This window comes from Methylobacterium sp. Leaf361 (assembly GCF_001424445.1).
Taxonomy (GTDB): domain Bacteria; phylum Pseudomonadota; class Alphaproteobacteria; order Rhizobiales; family Beijerinckiaceae; genus Methylobacterium.
Genome location: NZ_LMPY01000023.1, coordinates 483,552 through 502,237, shown reverse-complemented (window position 1 = coordinate 502,237; position 18,686 = coordinate 483,552). Strand labels below are relative to the sequence as shown.

The window sequence follows — 18,686 nt, the reverse complement described above, 5'->3', positions numbered from 1 at the left end:
GCCCCTGCGACGGAGCCCGATCTTGCACCGGTCGCCGCACCGCTCCACAACGCGCCAGCGCCGCTTCCGGCGCAGGCCGGAATTCTCGCCCGATGCTCGTCGAGTCCGCCGCGGCGGCTTTGCGCCAGACCTTCTCGCCGCCGCTGCGCGCGATCCTGTGGAAGTCCCTCGGCCTGACGGTCGGGCTCCTGCTCCTGATCTGGCTCGGCCTGACCCGGCTGATCCAGGCCTTCCAGGCGAGCCACCACATCTCCGCCAAGTACCCGATCCTCGACAGCCTCGCCTACTACCTCGCGGGTTTCGGTCTGGTCGTGGCCCTCGCCTACCTGATGCCGGCGGTCTCGATCCTGGTGGCGGGCTTCTTCCTCGACGACGCGGCCGAGATCGTCGAGCGCACCGATTTCCCGAACGAGCCGCCCGGACGCGCCATGCCGTTCGGGACCGCCATGCTCTACGCCCTGCGCTTCGCCGGTGTGACGCTGCTGGTGAACCTCGCGGCCCTGGTGATCTTCTTCGTTCCCGTCATCGGGATCGCGGCTTTCTTCGCCGCCAACGCCTACCTGCTGTCCCGCGAGTACTTCGAGATGGCGGCGGCCCGGTTCCGCCCCCTTCCCGAGGCCGCCGAGATGCGCCGCGCCTTCTCGGTCCGGACGCTCGGCGCCGGTTGCCTGCTGGCCGGCCTGATGATCGTCCCGGTTCTCAACCTGCTGACGCCCCTCTTCGGCATCGCCCTGATGGTCCACCTGCACAAGCGCCTCAGCCGGCGCCTGCTGGTGGCCGGGCCGGCGCGTTAGGCCGGCGCGCCGATGCGGCCAATGCACACGCTGGCGGGCCGGGCCGCCGGCCGCTACCCTCACCGTGACCCGGCCGGATGTCCGGGGCGGAGAGCCGATCGATGAAGGCGCACGACGCGGGCTCGGACGTCCCTCCGCCGCCCGGCAAGGCCCCGTTCCTGCTGGTCGGCTTCGCCGGACTCGGCCTGCTCGCCTGGGGTGCCTACGGTCACTGGCAGCGCGACGTGGAGGCGACCGCGACGCTGGAGCGGATCAGGATCCTCGTGCCGCAGGTGCGCACCGTGGCCGCCGAGCGGGCCGAGGGCCCCCTCGATCTCGTGCTTCCCGGCGAGATCCAGGCCTTCACCACGGCGGCGATCGCCGCGCGCGCCACTGGCTACATCGCGGAGCGCCGGGTCGATATCGGATCCCGGGTCAAGGCGGGCGACCTCCTCCTGCGCATCGCCGCACCGGATCTCGACCAGCAGCTCGCGCAGGCCGAGGCGCAGGTCGGCCAGCTGAAGGCGCAGCTGCTCCAGGCGCAGGCGCAGGTCGAGCAGGCCCGCGCGAACGTGAACCTCGCCAACCTCACCAACAACCGCACCAGCACTCTGGCCGTGCAGGGCTGGGCCTCGCGGCAGAACGCCGACAACACCAAGGCGGGCGTGCTGAGCCAGGCCGCCGCGCTCGCCGCCGCCGAGGCCGGCGTGAAGGTCGCCACCGCCAACATCAAGGCGCAGGAGGCCGTGGTCGACCGCCTGAAGGCGCTCACCGCCTTCGAGCGTGTCGTGGCGCCGTTCGACGGGGTCGTGACGGTGCGCAACGTCGATGTCGGCGACCTCGTCCGCGCCGACAACGGGGGCACGCCGCTGCTGACCATGGATCAGGACAGCCTGCTGCGCATCACCGTCAACGTGCCGCAGAAGGATGCCGTCGGCGTCAAGCCCGGCGTCCGTGCCGAGATCACCGTGCCGCAGATGCCGGGCCGGCGCTTCGAAGGCTACGTGGAGCGCAGCTCCGTCGCGCTGAACGCGGCGTCGCGCACGCTGACCACCCAGGTGGACGTCCCCAACGCTGACCGGGCGCTGCGGGCCGGGCTGTACGCCTACGTCACTCTCAAGATCCCCCGGACCGAGCCCGGCGTGTCGATCCCCGCCGAGGCGACGGTGTTCGACGGCAACGACCTCAGGGTCGCCACCCTCAGCGACGACGACCGGGTGACGTGGCGGACGATCCGCGTCCGGCGCGATCTCGGGCGCACGCTGGAGCTCGACTCGGGGCTGCCCGCCGACAGCCGGATCATCTACAGCCCCGCCCCGGATCTGCGGGACGGCCAGTCGGTCGAGCCCCTGAAGTCACCGCCCCCGCCCGGGCCGCTCCGCTCGGCGCAGCGGTGAACGCGGGAAACACTCGACCGCGGGAATCACTCGACCGCGGGAATCATTCGGGCGCGCCGGCCGCGGACCGCGTCGCGACGGCGCGGCCGGCGCGCGGATACGGCCTCTGAGCTGTCGGAAACCGGTCGGTATATCGGTGCCGAGCTGGCGACATGAGCATCGCGCCGGTCGGATCCGTTGCTCAAATGCGCGCCACTCGTAATGAAAGGTTGCGTTCAATCGACGGAATCCGCTCGCCGGCAGAAGCGCGGTGCCGAAGATTTCACCGATCGTGCGGTCGACTGTGCACGATCCGCCGATTGCTCCGTGAAGGTCGCGCGCAGCTGATCCGTGATCTGAGACAAGCCAGCTAATTGCCTCTTAACAAGTGACATTTATCGCTGGCCGGACGTGTGACCCAGCGACCTGTGCGATGCGAGATCCCGAGACACCGACGGCGTGCGCGGACCGAGCCGGGCACACCCACGCGGCCGCGACGCGGACGGGCCGTATCACGTCGATTCGCGCCGCGGTCAGCGTCGCCTTCCTCTGTGTCGGTCTTCTCCTGGGCGCGCTCGCGCTCTCGGCTGGCTTGGCGATCACGCAGGTCGGGACGCTCGTCACACGGACCTACGACGAATCCCTCACCTCGATCAGCTTCGCCCGCGCGGTGGCGGCCGACTTCGCGAAGATGCGCGCTGCCCTCGTCCGGCGGATGCAGACCGGCGACGCTGCCGAGGTGGCGAAGCGGGATGCGGACATCACCGACCTCTCGGCGATCCTGGCCGAGGATCTCACCATCGCGGCCGAGCGGGCCCAGTCCGAGCGGGCGGCGCGGACGGCCGAGGCCGTCCAGACCAGCGTGGCGTCCTGGGAGAGCCTGCGCCGCGCTTTCGATCCCGTGACGGTTCGGCCGGATCAGAAGGCGGCTCTCGAACGGCAGGCCGACGCAATCGAAGGCCAGATCGATCTCCTGATCAACGTCATGGCCGGCGACGGCTTCACCTTCCGACAGGCTGCGCGGCAGCGCGTGCGGGGCTTCGTCCAGTGGCACGCCATCGCGGCGGCCCTCGTGATCATCGCCTGCGGGCTGATCGCCTGGCTGCTCATGCGCCACATCGGCGGATCGGTCGGCGCGGCGGCCAAACGGATCGCGGGCGGCCAGCGCGACGATCGGATCCCCACCGGCGGCCGCGACCGGTTGAGCCGGCTGCTGAACGCCGTCGCGGCGATGCGGTCGACCATCCGGGCTATCACGCTCCGCGAGGGCAGCCAGCGCCGGGGCACCGAGACGCAGGTGACGGACGCGCTGCAGACAGCACGGGAAGGCGTCGTCGTGGTCGATGCCGACGGCCGGATCACCCTGGCCAACGCGCAGGCCCTGCGCTTCTTCGACGGGCTCGACGCTGCCATCGAGGCCGGTCTGTCGCTGACGAAGGTTGCGCACGAGCCGCAGGACTACCGCTCGGATGTCCCGGAGGATCGCTTCGGAGCCCTGGCCCGGGACGGCGACGTCCGGTTGGCCGACGGCCGCTGGCTGCGGGTGAGCCGCACCGCGACCCGGCAGGGCGGCTTCATCGCGGTGTGCAGCGATATCAGCTTGCTCAAGGAGCAGGCGCATTTCCTGACCCGGACCAACCTGCGCCTCGATGCGGCCCTCGACACCATGTCCCAGGGGCTCTGCCTGTACGACGCGCAGCATCGGTTGATGGTGGTCAACCGGCGCTACGGCGAGATCTACGGCCTGCCGCCCGGCACGGTCGTACCCGGCATGACGGCCCTCGAGGTCCTGAGCGCCAGTCTCGCGGCCGGCAACCATCCCGGCTGCGATCTCGAAGCGCTGCTGCGCCAGCAGCGGGACGCCTTCAGCAACGGCGTTTGGCAGACGCATTTCCAGGAGCTGAGCAACGGCCGCATCGTCGCCATCGACCGGCGCGAGGCCGCCGATGGCGGCTTCGTGGCCACCTACGAGGACGTCACGGAGCGCCGCCGGGCCGAGGCTCGCATCGCCTTCCTGGCGCATCACGACCTGCTGACCGGCCTGCCCAACCGGGTGGCTGTGGGGCAGCAGATCGACGTGGCCGTGGCGCAGGCCGGGCGCGACCAGGGCTTCGCGGTCTTCGCCATCGACCTCGACGACTTCCGGCCGGTCAACGAGACCCTGGGCCACGGGATCGGCGACGAGCTGCTCGTCGCGGTCGCGAATCGGCTCACCGCCTGCGTGCGCGAGATCGACTGCGTCGCGCGCCTCGGAGCCGACGAGTTCATCGTGGTCCAGCGCGGCGTCGACCGGCCCGAGGACGCCGCCATCCTCGCCCGGCGCATCATCGAGGTCGTCGGCGCGCCCTACAGCCTGACCCATCACACGATCTGCGTCGGGCTCACCATCGGCATCACCCTCGCCCCGAGCGACGGGTCCGACGCGGACAAGCTCCTGAAGAACGCCGAAGTCGCCCTCGACCGGGGCAAGGCCGAGGCGCGGGGCGCGTTCCGCTTCTTCGAACCGGCCATGGATGCCCGCCTCATGGCCCGGCGGATCATGGAGCGCGACCTGCGTGACGCCCTCGCCCGGGAGGCGTTCGAGGTCTACTACCAGCCGATCTACAGCCTCGAGACGGACCGGATCTGCGGCTTCGAGGCGCTGCTGCGCTGGAACCATGCGGTCCGCGGCTCCGTCTCGCCGGCCGAATTCATCCCGATTGCCGAGGAGCTCGGGCTGATCGTGCCGCTCGGCGAGTGGGTGCTGCGCCGCGCCTGCGAGGAGGCCGCCCGCTGGCCGGACGAGCTCAAGGTCGCCGTCAACGTCTCGGCCGTGCAGTTCACCTCGGCGAGTCTCGTCACCGCCGTGCGCGAGGCGTTGCGGCGGACCGGGTTGCCGGGCCGGCGCCTGGAGCTGGAGATCACCGAGACGGTCCTGGTGGCCAATCCCGGTGCGACGACGGCGATCCTGCATAGCCTGCGCGCGCTGGGCGTGCGCGTGGCGATGGACGATTTCGGCACCGGCTACTCGTCGCTCAGCTACCTGCGCTCCTTCCCGTTCGACAAGATCAAGATCGACCAGTCCTTCGTGCGCGACCTGTGCGTGAAGGACGGGACCGATTTCATCGTTCGGGCGGTGATCGGCCTCGGTGCCAGCCTCGGCATGACGACGACCGCCGAGGGCGTCGAGACGGAGGCGCAACTCGCGCATCTGCGCGCGGAGGGCTGCGACGAGGTCCAGGGCTACCTGTTCAGCCGCGCCGTCCCCGTCTCGGAGGTCGCCTCGGTCATCCGCCGCTGGAACGGCACGCTCCGGGCGATCGCCTGACCATCGTGGCGTCCGGCGGTGCGCGCCGCCCCCGCGAGGTGACAGCGCGCGTCGTTGGCCGGTCGGATGACCGGTCGGTGCTCCGCCCTACTCGGCCGCGTCGAGGCGCGGGCGCTCGATGTGGCTGCGCTCGGCCTTGACCAGCTCGGCCGTGCGGAACGCCACCTCCAGCGCCTGCTCCGCGTTGAGACGCGGGTCGCAGTAGGTGTGGTAGCGGTCCTGCAGGTCGTCCGCCGTCAGGGCCCGGGCGCCGCCCGTGCACTCGGTCACGTCCTTGCCGGTCATCTCCAGGTGGATGCCGCCCGCGAAGGTGCCCTCGGCGCGGTGGACGCCGAAGAAGCCCTCGATCTCCTGCATCACCCGCTCGAACGGCCGGGTCTTGTAGCGGCCGGCCGGGATCGTGTTGCCGTGCATCGGATCGCAGATCCACACGACCGAGCGCCCTTCCCGCTCGACCGCCCGAATCAGCGCCGGCAGGTGGTCGCCGACCTTGTCGGCGCCGAAGCGGCAGATCAGGCTGAGGCGCCCCGGCTCGTTCTCCGGGTTGAGCAGGTCGATGAGCCGGATCAGGCCCTCCGCCTTCATGGACGGGCCGCACTTGAGGCCGATCGGGTTCCTGATGCCGCGGGCGTACTCGACGTGGGCGTGGTCCGGCTGCCGGGTCCGGTCGCCGATCCACAGCATGTGGCCGGAGGTCGCGTACCAGTCGCCGGTCGTCGAATCGACGCGGGTCAGCGCCTCCTCGTAGCCGAGCAGCAGGGCCTCGTGACTGGTGTAGAAGTCGGTGGTCCGCACCTCCGGATGGGTCTCCGGATTGATGCCGATCGCCCGCATGAAGTCGAGCGCGTCGGTCATGCGGCCGGCCACGTCCTGGTAACGCGAGGATTGCGGCGAATCCTTCACGAAGCCCAGCATCCAGCGATGCGCATTCTCGAGGTTCGCGTAACCGCCGGTTGCGAAGGCGCGCAGCAGGTTCAGCGTCGCGGCCGATTGCCGGTACGCCTCGAGCTGGCGGCGCGGATCCGGCACCCGCGACTCCTCGGTGAAGCCGATGCCGTTGATGATGTCGCCCCGGTAGCTCGGCAGGCTCACGCCCTCGAGGGTCTCGGTCGGCGACGAGCGCGGCTTGGCGAACTGCCCGGCGATGCGCCCGACCTTCACCACGGGCGAACCGCCCGCGAAGGTCAGCACCATCGCCATCTGCAGGAACACCCGGAAGAAGTCGCGGATGTTGTCGGCAGAGTGCTCGTCGAAGCTCTCGGCGCAGTCGCCGCCCTGGAGCAGGAAGGCCTGGCCCGCGGCGACGCGCCCGAGCGCGGCCTTCAGCTTGCGGGCCTCACCGGCAAAGACCAGCGGCGGAAAGCTCGCGATCTGCGACTCGACGGCACCGAGGCTGGCGGCGTCCGGATAGGTGGGGACTTGCTCGATCGGCAGATGTCTCCAGCTCTTCGGTGTCCAACGCTCGCCCATGGTCTCTCTCCGCGCACCTCTTCGTGCGATCGCGCCTACGCGCGAAGCGCGGCTTATAGAGAGGTTCCTCTACACTGGCGAGTGCCGTGAACCGGAGGGCAGGCGCGTCCCGGATTCAGGTCTCGGATCAGGCCTCGCCGTCCTCGACCTCGATCCCGTGCTCGGCCAGGATCCAGAAGATCGCCTCCAGATCCTCGGCCGAGACGTCTCGGGGCGGCAGCGCCTCCTCCAGGTCGTCGTAGGTCAGGTTGCGGCTGCGCTGCGCCTCAGCCTTGGCGAGGAGGCGGTCGATCGCCTGCCGGATGTCCGGTGACAGGGCCTCGTGGCTCGGCGGCCGGTGGAAGGCCGGCCGCAGGGCGTCCTCCAGCAGGCCGTCGATGATCGCCTGCCGCCGCGCGTGCGCGTCGTCCTCGCGTCGTCCCTTGCCGGTGCCCTGCTTGCCCATGACCCTGATATGGCTCGGTCGCGCACCGCGTCGAGCCCCGGCCGCGGCGCAGGTCTCAGCCGACGCCGACCGGGTGCTTGGTGACCTCCGGGACGCGCATGGTCACCAGCTCCTCGGCGGCTGTCGGGTGGACCGCGATGGTCCGGTCAAAATCGGCCTTCGTGGCGCCCATGGTCACGGCGATGCCCACCGCCTGGATCACTTCCCCGGCATCGTGGCCGAAGATGTGGACGCCGACCACGCGGTCGCTGGCGCAGTCGACCAGCACCTTCATGAAGATCCGCTCCTCGCGGCCGGACAGGGTCGCCTTCATCGGGCGGAAGCGCGCCTTGTAGACGTCGATCTTGCCGTAGATCGCCCGGGCGGCCGCCTCGTTGTGGCCGACGACGCCGATCTCGGGGGTCGAGAACACCGCGGTCGGGATCAGGCGATGGTCGACGCAGGCCGGCTTGCCGCCGTAGACCGTGTCGGCGAAGGCGTGACCCTCGCGGATCGCCACCGGCGTCAGGTTGGCGCGGTTGGTCACGTCGCCCACCGCGTAGATCGACGGCACCTTGGTCTGCGAGTAGGCGTCGACCGGGATCGCGCCGGCGGCGTCGGTCTCTATGCCGACCCGGTCGAGGCCGAGGCCCTCGACGTTCGGCCGCCGCCCCGTGGCGACGAGCACCTCGTCCACCAGGATCTCGCCGCTGTCGTCGAGCTGCGCGCAGAGGCCGCCGTCTCGGCGCTCGATGCGCCGCAGCGTGCGCCCGAGTCGCAGGTCCATGCGCTGGGCGTAGGCTTCGGCCAGAGCGTCGCGGATCTCGTCGTCGAACCCGCGCAGCAACCTGTCGCCCCGGTGCAGCAGCGTCGTGCGGCTGCCGAGCGCCGCGAAGACGCCGGCGAACTCCACCGCGATGTAGCCGCCGCCGATCACCAGGATCCGGTCCGGCAGACGCTCGAGCTCGAACACCTCGTTGGAGGTGATCGCCAGGTCGATGCCCGGCACCGCCGGCTCCTTCACGGGGTGCGCGCCGACCGCCACCAGGATCCGCTCGGCCCGGATGGTGCGGCCGGACGCGACGAGGCGGATCGTGTGGGGATCCTCGATCACCGCCCGCTCTGGCACAATCTCGACGCCGGCGCGGATCAGGTTGGTGTCGTAGATGCCTTCGAGCCGGGTCACCTCCGCGTCGCGCCGCGTCTTGAGCGTGCCCCAGTCGAAGCGGGGCTTCTCCACTGTCCAGCCGAAGCCCGCGGCATCCTCGAACTCGTCGGCGAAGCGGCCGGCATAGACCATCAGCTTCTTCGGGACGCAGCCGCGGATCACGCAGGTGCCGCCCACCCGGTACTCCTCGGCCAGCATCACCCGCGCGCCGTACCCGGCCGCGATCCGCGCCGCGCGGACACCCCCGGACCCGCCGCCGATGACGAAGAGGTCGACGTCGAACGCGCTCATGCCGGACCGTCCCGCTCGGATCTCTCGATCACGCCGCCCCGAGGGGCCGCGCGCATCCAGGTGATGGCAGCGCCGAGCCCCGCCGTCCACCAGGCGGCCCAGCCGTTGTGCTCGACGAAGGCGATCGAAGCCGCGCAGGCCACGAGGCCGAGCGCCGCGGCGCGGTCCGGCTGCGGCAGCCGCGCGATGCGGTCGAGCAGCAGCATCAGCGTCAGGGCCGCGAGGATCGCGCCGGGCAGGCCGAGCTCGGCCCAGACCTGCAGGAAGCTGTTGTGCGGGTGTCCGACCCCGAGGAGCACGCGCATCTCCGGCGGCACCGTCTGCGCGACGGCCGTCTCGGCGAAGCGCGCGCTGATGCCGACGCTCACGCCGCGCCAGGGATCGGCTGCCACCGCGGCCCCGAAGCTGCGCGCGATCGCGACCCGGGCCCGGGACGAGGACTGGACGAGGCGCTCGTGGGCGGCTTCCGGCATGGCGCGGGCGAGGAGGTCGCCCTCGACCGGGGCGAGGACCAGCGCGAGGCCGAGACCGAGTCCGGCGAGGCCTATGCCGACCCGCCTGGGCAGCGAAAGCGCGAGGGTCGCCATCGCGGCGCCCGCCAAGAGGCCGAGCTGGGCGGCGCCGCTGATCGAGCGGACCACGCCGAGGCTCGCGAAGGCGAGCGTCGCGGCGGCGAGGCCGCGGGCGCGGTCCTTCCAGAGGACGAGGGCCAGCGGGCCGGCCACGAGGTCGAGGGTCAGGGCCGGCCGGTTGTGCACGAAGGCCGCGACCCGGCGCCCGAGGGCCCGCTCCAGGGCCAGATCCGAGGCGAGATCCACCGCGATCAGGAGTCCCGCCAGCGCGACCGCGATCGCGCCGAGCCGCGGCGCGAAGGCCGGGATCCGGCCGGGCGCGAGGCAGGCCAGCAGGTAGGCGGCAAGCAGCGTCGGGATGAACTCGCCCAGCACCCGCAGGGAGGCCGCCAGGAACGGGCTCCAGGCCAGCGAGACCAGCGCCCAGGTCAGGAAGGTGAGCGCCGCCCCGGCGAGCGGCGTCCGCAGCGGGGACAGCAGCGCGCGGCGCAGGGCGGACGCGTCCTCCGCCCATCGTCCGGCCAGGAAGGCGAGCGCCGCCAGCCCGACGACCAGCGGGCTCGACCGGTTGGCCAGCACCATGGCGAGCGGCATGGCCGCGAGGAGCGCGCCGCCCGCCGCGTACATGCGGCCGGCCGCTCTCATGGACGACCTCTCACGGCGATCCGCCCCCGGGAGCGGCTGCCCTCACTGCATCTGGTGTCCGCGCTTGCCCATCTCGGCACGGACGCGGACCATGACGTATTCGGAGACGTCCTGCGTCCAGTCCTGCATCTCCTGCACCATCTCGTCGAGGAGCTGCGGCTGCGCCTCGACGTAGTGCTTGCCGGCGGGCGAGCGGAAGAAGGTTGCGATCTCCTTCAACTCGGTTTCCGAGAACTTCGACGCGTAGGTGCGCGCCGCGATGTCGATCATGCGCTGCTTCTGCAACTCCATCTCCGGCTGCAGCGAGGCCAGGACCTCCTCGAGGTCCTTGGACAGTTCGGGACGGGTGACCGCCTGCTTGCGGATCTGGTCGGCGAAGGCCGGCAGCACCGAGTCGAACGACCGGGCGATGCCGGAGCTGAGCATCACCTCGCGGGCCAGGGCGAGGTGAGCCGGCGTGTAGGTGGCCGCGGCCGGGCTGTTGGCCGCGGGAGCGCCGGCGGCCGGCTGCGCCGCCGGCTTGGCCTGGGCGGCCTTCTGCGGCTGCGCAGCCGCCGCATGGGGGAGCGCCAGGAGCGCGAGGCCGAGCGCGAGGCTGAGCGCGAGGCCTGGCACGGCGGTGAGGCGACGGGACATGCTGGACTTTCTTGCGAGGATGGCCGGCGATGGAGGGCGGCGCCTCAGGTGAGGCTGCCGAGAACGGTGACCTCGGCCTGCCCGTCCCGCGCCGCCGCCAGGATCGCGGCGTCGGCGATGCCGAGGAACAGACCGTGCTCGACGACGCCCGGCACGGCCCAGAGGGCGGCGCCGAGGGCCTCCGGATCAGGAATCGCTCCGAGGCGCGCGTCGAGGATGTAATGGCCTCCGTCGGTGACCAGGGGCTTGCCATCCGTCAGGGCGCGCAGCCGGACCTCGCCGGAGCAGCCGGTCCCGGCGATTGCGGCCTCGACGGCCCGGTGCGTGGCCTTGAGGCCGAAGGGATTGACCTCGATCGGGAGCGGGAAGGCGCCCAGCCGCGCCACGTGCTTGGCCGCGTCGGCGATCACCACCATGCGATGGCTCGCGCAGGCGACGATCTTCTCGCGCAGGAGTGCCGCGCCGCCGCCCTTGATCAGGCGCAACCGGTCGTCGACCTCGTCGGCGCCGTCGATGGTCAGGTCGAGCTCGGGCTGCTCGTCCAGGGTCGCGAGGCGGATGCCCAGGCCCTCGGCCTGCGCGCGCGTGGCCTCGGAGGTCGGGACGCCGACGATGTCGAGGCCGGCGCGGACGCGCTCGCCCAGCATCGCCACGAACGCCGCCGCCGTGGAGCCCGTGCCGAGGCCGAGCCGCATGCCCGGTTCGACGAGGTCGAGGGCGCGGGCGGCCGCGGCCCGCCGCAGGTCCGGCCCACTCACCGGGACACGGCCCGGCTGGCAAGGGGGAGCGAGGGAGCGCGGGTCATGGGCAGCCGGTCTTTCCGTGGGCGTCGGGCGGCCCCTAGCACGGGACCGGGCCGACCGGAACGCCCCGCCCGCACGGCCGCGTCACGGACGGCCGCCCTGTGTCGGGGTGGCGCTGGCGCCCGCGCGACCCGGGGCCGGACCGGTCAGCGGCGTGTCGGACGCGCCCTCGGCGCCCGGCTTGCCCTGCTGGGTGCAGACGACCTGCTCCTTCTTCACCAGCACGAAACAGATGCTCATCTCGCCGGTGCGGTAGTTCACCCGGAAGACGCCGGCCTCGCGGGTATGCCGGCTCGCCACCAGCCCGTATTCGGACGGGGTCTGCGGCCCGGCGCCCTCTCCCGATCCGAAGCACACCGTCTGGCCGATGCCGCCCGCCGATTCCTGGAGGCCGTACTGGCAGGAGGTCACCTCGCCGGTCACCTTGTCGACTCGGTACATCCGGTTCAGGTCGGTCTGCGGGGCGGGCACGAACTCGAAGGAGGTCGCCGCTGCCGGCAGGGCTTGCAGCGCGGCGCAGGCGGCCAGGAGGGGCAGGAAGAGTTTCATCGCGGGTCCCGGGGCTGGTACGCGCTGCGTTTCGCTGCGCTTTCGGGCGAGTCTGGGGCGCCCGGTGAGACGATCCGCGCATCCGGCCTGCCGCGCCGGTCGGCTTGCCCCGGGTGCCCAGCCCCGATAGCGACGCCGTTCGAGATCCCGCCGAGCACGGAACCGCCCAGGCATGTCTACCGAATCGACGCCCAAGCCCCCGATCGCCGTTTTCGACCTGGACGGGACGCTCGCTGAGACCGCGGGCGACCTTATCGGCACCCTCAACGTGCTGATGAAGCGCGAGGGATTGGCCGAGCTGCCCCTCTCGCAGGCGCGCGGGCTGATCGGCGCCGGCGCCCGGGCGCTGATCCGGCGGGGTTTCGAGGCCGAGGGCCGGCCACTCTCGCCGGAGGACCACGACCGGCTGTTCGACGCCTTCATCGCCCATTACGGGGCGCACCTCGCCGACACGTCCCACCTCTTCCCGGGCGTTGTCGAGGCGCTCGACGCCCTCGAGGCGGCGGGTTTCCGGCTCGCGGTCTGCACCAACAAGTACGAGGGGCAGTCGGTCGAGCTGCTGCGCCTCCTCGGCATCGGCCACCGCTTCGCGGCGATCTGCGGTCGGGACACCTTCCCGCAGTCGAAGCCCGACCCCCGCCACCTGACCGGCACCATCGCCCGCGCCGACGGCGATCCGGCCCGCGCGGTGATGGTGGGTGATTCCCGCACCGACATCGACACCGCCAAGGCCGCCGGGATCCCGGTGGTGGCGGTCACCTTCGGCTACACCGACCGCCCGGTCGCCGAGCTCGGGCCCGACCGGGTGATCGAGCACTTCTCGGAGCTGGTCGAGGCGGTCGGCGCGCTCGTGCCGGCGGCCTGACTTCTCAGCGCAGCCACGCCTTCAGGCGCCGCGCCGCCTCACGGCACTCGGTCTCCGAGCCCGCGAAGGAGAAGCGGACGTGGTGGTTGCCCACGTCCGGATCGAAATCGAGGCCCGGCGTCGCCGCGACGTGCGCCTCGTCGAGCATGCGCCGGCAGAAGTCCGAAGCGTCGTTGGTGAGGTTCGAGACGTCCGCGTAGAGGTAGAAGGCGCCGTCGGCCGGGTGGACGCGGCCGAGGCCGAGGGCCGGCAGCGCGTCCAGGAGGATCGCGCGGTTGCGTGCGTAGCCGTCGCGAACGGCGTCGAGTTCGTCCGTCGCGTCGAAGGCTGCCAGGGCGCCGACCTGCGACAGGTACGGCGCGGAGATGTAGAGGTTCTGGGCCAGCCGCTCGATCGGGCGGACCAGCGCCTCCGGCACGACCATCCAGCCGACGCGCCAGCCGGTCATGCAGTGGTACTTCGAGAACGAGTTGATCACGACCGCGTCGGGGTCGAAGCGCAGGGCCGTGACGGTGGGCTCGCCGTAGCTGAGGCCGTGATAGATCTCGTCGGAGATCAGCGGCAGGCCGAGGCCGCGCGCCGCCGCGCAGAGATCCTGCAGGGCGCCCTCCGTGATGACTGTGCCGGAGGGGTTCGCCGGGCTCATCACCAGTGCCCCGGAGACCGGCGTGCGGGCGTGGGTCTCGCGCAGCAGGGCGGCGGTCGGCGCGAAGCGGTCATCGGCGCGCAGCACCATCGGCGCCGGCACGAGGTCGAGGGCGGCCAGGATGCTGCGATAGGCGGGATAGCCGGGCTGCGGGACGGCGACCCGGGCGCCGGAGTCGAACAGGCTCATGAAGGCGAGGATGAAGCCGGCCGAGGATCCGGTGGTGATCACCACGCGCTCCGGGCTCACCGCGACGCCGTGCCGCTCCGCGTAGTCCCGGGCGATGCGGGCGCGCAGGGACGGCAGGCCCAGGGCCTCGGTGTAGGGCACGCGGCCGGTCGCGAGCGCCCCCTGCGCGGCCGCGATGACCGCCCGGGGCGCCGGCGCCGACGGCTGGCCAACCTCCATCCGCACCACGTCGCTGCCGGCCCGCGCCTTGGCGGCGGCGGCGGCCATGACATCCATCGCGAGGAACGGCTGGACGGCGGCGGCGCGCCGGGAGATCGGGATCATGGGGTCTGCTCTGAGCCGGACGACGCTGGAGCCTCCGGGGGTTAGACGCTCCCCCTTCCCGCCTCAAGCCGGCGGCGCACGCCGCCCTCGCCGCGGGAATTGACCGGACGCCGCGAAAACGCCTAACCCAGCCCCTACCGCTCGCGCCACGCGCGGGCCGCCCCGCCGCGCAAGCGAGGATCTATGCCCTTCATCCGCCCCCTGCCCGCGCTGGTCCTGGCGCTCGGCCTCGTCGCCGTCCCGGCCCTCGCGCAGACCGCGACGCCCCCCGCCGCGCCGTTCACCGACGCGCAGCGCGCCGGCATCGAGGCGATCGTCAAGGACTACCTGATCAAGCATCCCGAGGTGCTCCAGGAGGCCCTCGCCGAGGCCGAGAAGCAGCAGGCCGAGACGCAGCGCCTGGCCCAGGCCGCCGCCCTCAAGGAGTCGCGCGAGGCTCTCCACAACGGTCCCCACGACGTCGTTGCCGGCAACCCGTCGGGCGACGTCACGCTGGTCGAGTTCTTCGATTACAATTGCGGCTACTGCCGCAAGGCCCTGGGCGACATCCAGGCGCTGATCAAATCCGACCCGAAGCTGCGGGTGGTCATCAAGGACTTCCCGGTCCTCGGCCCCGAATCGCTGGAGGCCAGCCAGGTCGCCGTGGCGGTGCGCCAGCAGCTGAAAGGCGACAAGCTGTTCGAGTTTCATCAGAAGCTTCTGGAGACCAAGGGCCGGGTGAACGGCGCCCGCGCGATCCAGGTCGCCAAGGACATGGGCGTCGACACGGCCAAGCTGCAGAAGGACATGGCCTCCCCCGAGGTGAAGGCAGCGCTCAGCGAGAACCGCGGCCTCGGCGACCGCCTGGGCCTGTCGGGCACGCCGGCTTTCATCATCGGCGACGAGGTGATCCCGGGCGCCGTCGGCGTCGAGCCGATGCGCAAGACCATCGCCGACGTGCGCCAGTGCGGCCACGCCTCCTGCTGAGCTGACGGATCGGGCCGAGGAACCCCGAAGGCGGTCCGCGCAGCCTTGTCGCGCCGGGGCGCCTTCGTCTAAGAGCCGCCAGCCGCAGGGCCGCGGTGGGGTCCAGGGCCGAGCCCGGATGGACGCACCGACGTGCCGCGAGACGAAGTAGGCCGGATGCCAAAGAACGACGCCATCGATCCCGAGCTCGTGCGCGAGCTCGCCAACCTCGTGACCGAGACCGGCCTGTCCGAGATCGAGGTCGAGAAGGGCGACCTGCGCATCCGCGTGGCGCGGCGGCTCGAGCCCGTGAGCGTGCAGGTCGCGGCGCCCGCGCCGCTCGCGGCCGTCGCCCCGCCTCCGGTTTCCGCGCCCGCCGCGTCGTCTCCCCTCGCCCCGGCCGAGCCGGCCCGCGCGCAGCCCGGCACCGTGCCCTCGCCGATGGTCGGAACCGCCTATCTCCGACCCTCGCCCGACGCCAAGGCCTTCGTGGATGTCGGCTCGACGGTCGCGGTCGGCGACAAGCTGCTGCTGATCGAGGCGATGAAGACCTTCAACGAGATCGTGGCGCCTCGCGCCGGCACGATCAGCGCCATCTTCGTCGAGGACGGTCAGCCGGTCGAGTTCGGCGAGGCCCTGCTCGTCATCACCTAGGACGTCCGCCGGGCGCCCGCCGCCCAGTCCCGGACGACGCCGCAACACGAGAGGATAGAGCATCCTGCGCGGTCCGGGATCGCCAGGACGCCCTAACGGGTCCGATGTTCGACAAGATCCTGATCGCGAACCGCGGCGAGATCGCCCTGCGCATCCTGCGGGCGGCGAAGGAGCTCGGGATCGCTACCGTGGCGGTCCACTCCACCGCCGACGCGGACGCGATGCACGTGCGCCTCGCCGACGAGAGCGTCTGCATCGGGCCGCCGGCCGCCCGCGATAGCTACCTCAACATCCCGTCGATCATCGCGGCCTGCGAGATCACCGGGGCCGATGCCGTGCATCCCGGCTACGGCTTCCTGTCGGAGAATGCCCGCTTCGCCGAGGTTCTGGCCCATCACCAGATCGGCTTCATCGGACCCAAGGCGCAGCACATCCGCACCATGGGCGACAAGATCGAGGCCAAGCGCACGGCGCTGAAGCTCGGCATCCCCTGCGTGCCGGGTTCCGAGGGCGGCGTCGACGACATCGACACGGCCAAGCGCGTGGCCGCCGAGATCGGCTACCCGGTGCTCGTCAAGGCGGCGGCCGGCGGCGGCGGCCGCGGCATGAAGGTCGCGCGCTCCGAGGCCGAGCTGGAGCAGGCGATCGGCATGGCCAAGTCCGAGGCCAAGGCCGCCTTCGGCGACGACGCGGTCTATCTCGAGAAATACCTGGAGAAGCCCCGGCACATCGAGGTGCAGGTGCTCGGCGACGGCCGCGGCGGCGCCGTGCACCTCGCCGAGCGCGACTGCTCCCTCCAGCGCCGCCACCAGAAGGTCTGGGAGGAAGGCGGCTCGCCGGCGCTCAACGAGTCGATGCGCGCCGAGATCGGCGGCATCTGCGCCAACGCCATGAAGGAGCTCGGCTATCTCGGCGCCGGGACGATCGAGTTCCTCTACGAGGACGGGCGGTTCTACTTCATCGAGATGAACACCCGCATCCAGGTCGAGCATCCGGTGACCGAGATGATCACCGGGATCGACCTCGTGATCGAGCAGATCCAGGTCGGGTCGGGCGGCCCGCTGTCGGTGAGCCAGGCGGACATCAAGGTCGAGGGCCACGCCATCGAGTGCCGGATCAACGCCGAGCACCCGGAGACCTTCCGGCCCTCGCCCGGCGAGATCACCCACTACCACACGCCCGGCGGCCTCGGCGTCCGCGTCGATTCGGCCGCGTTCCAAGGCTATCGGATCCCGCCGAACTACGATTCGCTGATCGGCAAGCTGATCGTCCACGGCCGGACCCGCAACGAGTGCCTCATGCGGCTGCGGCGCGCCCTGGACGAGTTCGTCATCGACGGGATCGACACGACGCTGCCGCTGTTCCGGACGCTGGTCCGCAACCCGGACGTGCAGAACGGCCTTTACGACATTCACTGGCTGGAGCATTTCCTGGAAGACGGCGGCATGAAAGCCTGACCGGACCTGGGCGGGGCTGCGGCGAGCGCGGCGCGCGCGGGATCTGGTCTTCGCGCCGTCCGCGCGCGACATTCACGGCATGCACGACACCGCCCGCGTGGACATCACCCCCGAGATCCTGCTGAAGGCCTACGCGGCGGGCATCTTCCCGATGGCGGAGGATGCCGACGACCCCACGCTCTACTGGGTCGAACCCAAGGCGCGCGGCGTTCTGCCCCTCGACACGTTCCGCGTTCCCCGGCGCCTCGCCCGGACGGTCCGGTCCGACCAGTTCGTGGTCCGCTGCGACACCGATTTCGACGGGGTGATCGACGGCTGCGCTGCGCCCCGGCGGGACAGCGAGCGCACCTGGATCAACGGGCGGATCCGCGAGCTCTACGGCGCACTGTTCGACATCGGCCACGTCCACACGGTCGAGGTCTACGCGGGCGCGGACGGCCGGCTCGTCGGCGGCCTGTACGGCGTCTCGCTGGGGGCGGCCTTCTTCGGCGAGAGCATGTTCCACGAGGTCCGCGACGCCTCGAAGGTCGCCCTCGTCCACCTGATGGCCCGCCTGCGCGCCGGGCGCTACCGGCTCGCCGATACCCAGTTCGTCACCGAGCACTTGTCGCAGTTCGGTGCCGAGGAGGTGCCGCGCCACGTCTACAAGCGCCGCCTCGCCGAGGCCCTCGATCAGGTCGCCGACTGGAACGTCTGGCCCGGCGACGGTTCGGTTCCGGGTACGCGGGTCCTCGAGGCGCTCGAAGCTCCGGATCGCCGTTAGTGCAGTGACGCGGGCCGGTGGCTGCTAGCGCCGACGCCGGTGGCGGTAGCCGGTCGAGAACGAGGCGTATTGACGGCCGCGCACGGACCGGTAGCGTCGACGCCGGCTGGTGCTGGCCTCGACCGTCTCCTCCACCTGCGGGATCGGCTCGGCCATGGCTGCCGCGGGCGTCGCCGCCATGGCGACCGCCGTATCGGCCGAGGCGTAGCCCCCGGCGACGTTCTTGGCCGCCGGTCCGAACATCGCGAGACACTGGTTGTAGGCGAGGTCGTTCTTGAGACGCTCGCATTCACCGATGGAGCGCGGTGTCCCCTGCGCCAGGGCCGGCAGGGGCGCGAGCAGCACGACGAGAGCGGCCAGCGGCTTGAGGCAGAGAGTCGGGCGGTGCACGGAGGGGGTCTCGAGCGGCGACGGCAGGCTTGTGATCCCCGAGTGCGGCAAAATCGAGGGTTGGGCCTCAGCGATCGGGTCGCTCCATCCACCGGATCAGCGGCATCAGTGGGAAGATCCACGCGATGCCGAGGATCGAGTAGATCACCGCCTGCACCGCCGCCGGTGTCTCCGAGATGCGGCTATCGGCCAGGGTCATCGCCAGCGGCCCGTAGAGGCAGACGAAGACCAGGATGGCGAGGGTGCCGATCAGGGTCCGGGTGCGGCGGCGCATTGCTGTGTTCCTGGACCGTGCCTTCGAACAGTGCTCCTGGTCCCGCGGGCGGCGCCGCGGGCTCGGACGGGCGACGGCTACCGTCCTAGAACCCGGTTGGCAACGCGCCCGCTGACGCGGGCTGCGGCGCCGGCGCCGTTGATGGGCGCTCGGACATCCCCTAAC

At 71.5% G+C, this 18,686-nt stretch carries 18 protein-coding genes; 8 read left to right on the top strand and 10 right to left on the bottom strand.

The genetic code is table 11. The features are described from left to right. Positions 1 to 92: 92 nt before the first annotated feature. The 3 genes from ASG32_RS18255 to ASG32_RS18245 all read left to right on the top strand — a co-directional run bounded on the left by ASG32_RS18255 (position 93) and on the right by ASG32_RS18245 (position 5,456). Complete coding sequence (locus tag ASG32_RS18255) at positions 93 to 794, top strand: sulfate transporter family protein (protein WP_056528905.1); 702 nt, start codon at positions 93 to 95, stop codon at positions 792 to 794. A gap of 101 nt (positions 795 to 895) precedes the next feature. Continuing rightward, complete coding sequence (locus ASG32_RS18250; protein WP_056528903.1) at positions 896 to 2,170, top strand: efflux RND transporter periplasmic adaptor subunit; 1,275 nt, start codon at positions 896 to 898, stop codon at positions 2,168 to 2,170. Between the two features lie 412 nt (positions 2,171 to 2,582). Continuing rightward, positions 2,583 to 5,456, top strand: coding sequence for an EAL domain-containing protein (locus ASG32_RS18245; protein WP_056528900.1), 2,874 nt, complete (start codon positions 2,583 to 2,585; stop codon positions 5,454 to 5,456). Between the two features lie 87 nt (positions 5,457 to 5,543). On the opposite strand, the gene ASG32_RS18240 is transcribed toward ASG32_RS18245, so the two are convergent. From ASG32_RS18240 to ASG32_RS18210, 7 genes are all read right to left on the bottom strand, one after another. Further along, positions 5,544 to 6,926 carry a 3-deoxy-7-phosphoheptulonate synthase class II gene (locus tag ASG32_RS18240; protein WP_056528897.1) on the bottom strand — a complete coding sequence of 461 codons (1,383 nt, stop codon included), beginning with the start codon at positions 6,924 to 6,926 and terminating at the stop codon, positions 5,544 to 5,546. Positions 6,927 to 7,053: 127 nt separating this feature from the next. Beyond that, the gene (locus ASG32_RS18235; protein WP_056528894.1) at positions 7,054 to 7,371 is read right to left on the bottom strand and encodes an RNA polymerase sigma factor region1.1 domain-containing protein; all 318 of its coding nucleotides are present in this window, start codon (positions 7,369 to 7,371) and stop codon (positions 7,054 to 7,056) included. A gap of 55 nt (positions 7,372 to 7,426) precedes the next feature. Continuing rightward, positions 7,427 to 8,809, bottom strand: coding sequence for a glutathione-disulfide reductase (gene gor, locus ASG32_RS18230; protein WP_056528890.1), 1,383 nt, complete (start codon positions 8,807 to 8,809; stop codon positions 7,427 to 7,429). Next, positions 8,806 to 10,026 (bottom strand): O-antigen ligase family protein, encoded by a 1,221-nt coding sequence (locus ASG32_RS18225; RefSeq protein WP_244492019.1) that lies wholly within the window; start codon positions 10,024 to 10,026, stop codon positions 8,806 to 8,808. Before ASG32_RS18225 ends, gor begins: the two co-directional genes overlap by 4 nt. Before the next feature lie 42 nt (positions 10,027 to 10,068). After that, the gene (locus ASG32_RS18220) at positions 10,069 to 10,662 is read right to left on the bottom strand and encodes a DUF2059 domain-containing protein (RefSeq protein ID WP_056528884.1); all 594 of its coding nucleotides are present in this window, start codon (positions 10,660 to 10,662) and stop codon (positions 10,069 to 10,071) included. A 44-nt stretch (positions 10,663 to 10,706) separates the two neighbouring features. Then, positions 10,707 to 11,420 carry a ribose-5-phosphate isomerase RpiA gene (gene rpiA / locus ASG32_RS18215; RefSeq protein WP_056528881.1) on the bottom strand — a complete coding sequence of 238 codons (714 nt, stop codon included), beginning with the start codon at positions 11,418 to 11,420 and terminating at the stop codon, positions 10,707 to 10,709. Between the two features lie 129 nt (positions 11,421 to 11,549). Further along, positions 11,550 to 12,014 (bottom strand): hypothetical protein, encoded by a 465-nt coding sequence (locus ASG32_RS18210; protein ID WP_056528878.1) that lies wholly within the window; start codon positions 12,012 to 12,014, stop codon positions 11,550 to 11,552. A 172-nt stretch (positions 12,015 to 12,186) separates the two neighbouring features. Between ASG32_RS18210 and gph the strand changes: the two genes are divergently transcribed. Next, positions 12,187 to 12,879 (top strand): phosphoglycolate phosphatase, encoded by a 693-nt coding sequence (gene gph, locus ASG32_RS18205; protein WP_056528875.1) that lies wholly within the window; start codon positions 12,187 to 12,189, stop codon positions 12,877 to 12,879. A 4-nt stretch (positions 12,880 to 12,883) separates the two neighbouring features. Here the strand turns inward: gph and ASG32_RS18200 are convergent, their stop codons facing one another. Then, positions 12,884 to 14,038 (bottom strand): aminotransferase class I/II-fold pyridoxal phosphate-dependent enzyme, encoded by a 1,155-nt coding sequence (locus ASG32_RS18200; RefSeq protein ID WP_056528872.1) that lies wholly within the window; start codon positions 14,036 to 14,038, stop codon positions 12,884 to 12,886. A gap of 183 nt (positions 14,039 to 14,221) precedes the next feature. On the opposite strand from ASG32_RS18200, the gene ASG32_RS18195 reads away from it, so the two are divergent. The 4 genes from ASG32_RS18195 (at position 14,222) to aat (ending at position 17,857) form a co-directional block, all read left to right on the top strand. Next, positions 14,222 to 15,004: a DsbA family protein gene (locus ASG32_RS18195; RefSeq protein WP_020092101.1), complete on the top strand. Its 783-nt coding sequence runs from the start codon at positions 14,222 to 14,224 to the stop codon at positions 15,002 to 15,004. 156 nt (positions 15,005 to 15,160) lie between these two features. Further along, positions 15,161 to 15,637: an acetyl-CoA carboxylase biotin carboxyl carrier protein gene (gene accB, locus ASG32_RS18190; RefSeq protein ID WP_020092100.1), complete on the top strand. Its 477-nt coding sequence runs from the start codon at positions 15,161 to 15,163 to the stop codon at positions 15,635 to 15,637. Between the two features lie 104 nt (positions 15,638 to 15,741). Next, complete coding sequence (gene accC / locus ASG32_RS18185) at positions 15,742 to 17,094, top strand: acetyl-CoA carboxylase biotin carboxylase subunit (protein ID WP_056528868.1); 1,353 nt, start codon at positions 15,742 to 15,744, stop codon at positions 17,092 to 17,094. A gap of 79 nt (positions 17,095 to 17,173) precedes the next feature. Next, positions 17,174 to 17,857 carry a leucyl/phenylalanyl-tRNA--protein transferase gene (aat, locus tag ASG32_RS18180; protein WP_056528865.1) on the top strand — a complete coding sequence of 228 codons (684 nt, stop codon included), beginning with the start codon at positions 17,174 to 17,176 and terminating at the stop codon, positions 17,855 to 17,857. Positions 17,858 to 17,881: 24 nt separating this feature from the next. On the opposite strand, the gene ASG32_RS18175 is transcribed toward aat, so the two are convergent. Continuing rightward, a complete protein-coding gene (locus tag ASG32_RS18175; protein WP_020092097.1) occupies positions 17,882 to 18,247 on the bottom strand; it encodes a hypothetical protein in 366 nt (121 codons plus the stop codon). 67 nt (positions 18,248 to 18,314) lie between these two features. After that, positions 18,315 to 18,521 (bottom strand): DUF2842 domain-containing protein, encoded by a 207-nt coding sequence (locus ASG32_RS18170; RefSeq protein ID WP_012319661.1) that lies wholly within the window; start codon positions 18,519 to 18,521, stop codon positions 18,315 to 18,317. Positions 18,522 to 18,686 lie beyond the last annotated feature (165 nt).

Coding starts and splice junctions, on each gene's coding strand:
- ASG32_RS18255 (WP_056528905.1), top strand. CDS start 93: ATGCTCGTCGAGTCCGCCGCGGCGGCTTTGCGCCAGACCTTCTCGCCG.
- ASG32_RS18250 (WP_056528903.1), top strand. CDS start 896: ATGAAGGCGCACGACGCGGGCTCGGACGTCCCTCCGCCGCCCGGCAAG.
- ASG32_RS18245 (WP_056528900.1), top strand. CDS start 2,583: ATGCGAGATCCCGAGACACCGACGGCGTGCGCGGACCGAGCCGGGCAC.
- ASG32_RS18240 (WP_056528897.1), bottom strand. CDS start 6,926: ATGGGCGAGCGTTGGACACCGAAGAGCTGGAGACATCTGCCGATCGAG.
- ASG32_RS18235 (WP_056528894.1), bottom strand. CDS start 7,371: ATGGGCAAGCAGGGCACCGGCAAGGGACGACGCGAGGACGACGCGCAC.
- gor (WP_056528890.1), bottom strand. CDS start 8,809: ATGAGCGCGTTCGACGTCGACCTCTTCGTCATCGGCGGCGGGTCCGGG.
- ASG32_RS18225 (WP_244492019.1), bottom strand. CDS start 10,026: ATGAGAGCGGCCGGCCGCATGTACGCGGCGGGCGGCGCGCTCCTCGCG.
- ASG32_RS18220 (WP_056528884.1), bottom strand. CDS start 10,662: ATGTCCCGTCGCCTCACCGCCGTGCCAGGCCTCGCGCTCAGCCTCGCG.
- ASG32_RS18210 (WP_056528878.1), bottom strand. CDS start 12,014: ATGAAACTCTTCCTGCCCCTCCTGGCCGCCTGCGCCGCGCTGCAAGCC.
- gph (WP_056528875.1), top strand. CDS start 12,187: ATGTCTACCGAATCGACGCCCAAGCCCCCGATCGCCGTTTTCGACCTG.
- ASG32_RS18200 (WP_056528872.1), bottom strand. CDS start 14,038: ATGATCCCGATCTCCCGGCGCGCCGCCGCCGTCCAGCCGTTCCTCGCG.
- ASG32_RS18195 (WP_020092101.1), top strand. CDS start 14,222: ATGCCCTTCATCCGCCCCCTGCCCGCGCTGGTCCTGGCGCTCGGCCTC.
- accB (WP_020092100.1), top strand. CDS start 15,161: ATGCCAAAGAACGACGCCATCGATCCCGAGCTCGTGCGCGAGCTCGCC.
- accC (WP_056528868.1), top strand. CDS start 15,742: ATGTTCGACAAGATCCTGATCGCGAACCGCGGCGAGATCGCCCTGCGC.
- aat (WP_056528865.1), top strand. CDS start 17,174: ATGCACGACACCGCCCGCGTGGACATCACCCCCGAGATCCTGCTGAAG.
- ASG32_RS18170 (WP_012319661.1), bottom strand. CDS start 18,521: ATGCGCCGCCGCACCCGGACCCTGATCGGCACCCTCGCCATCCTGGTC.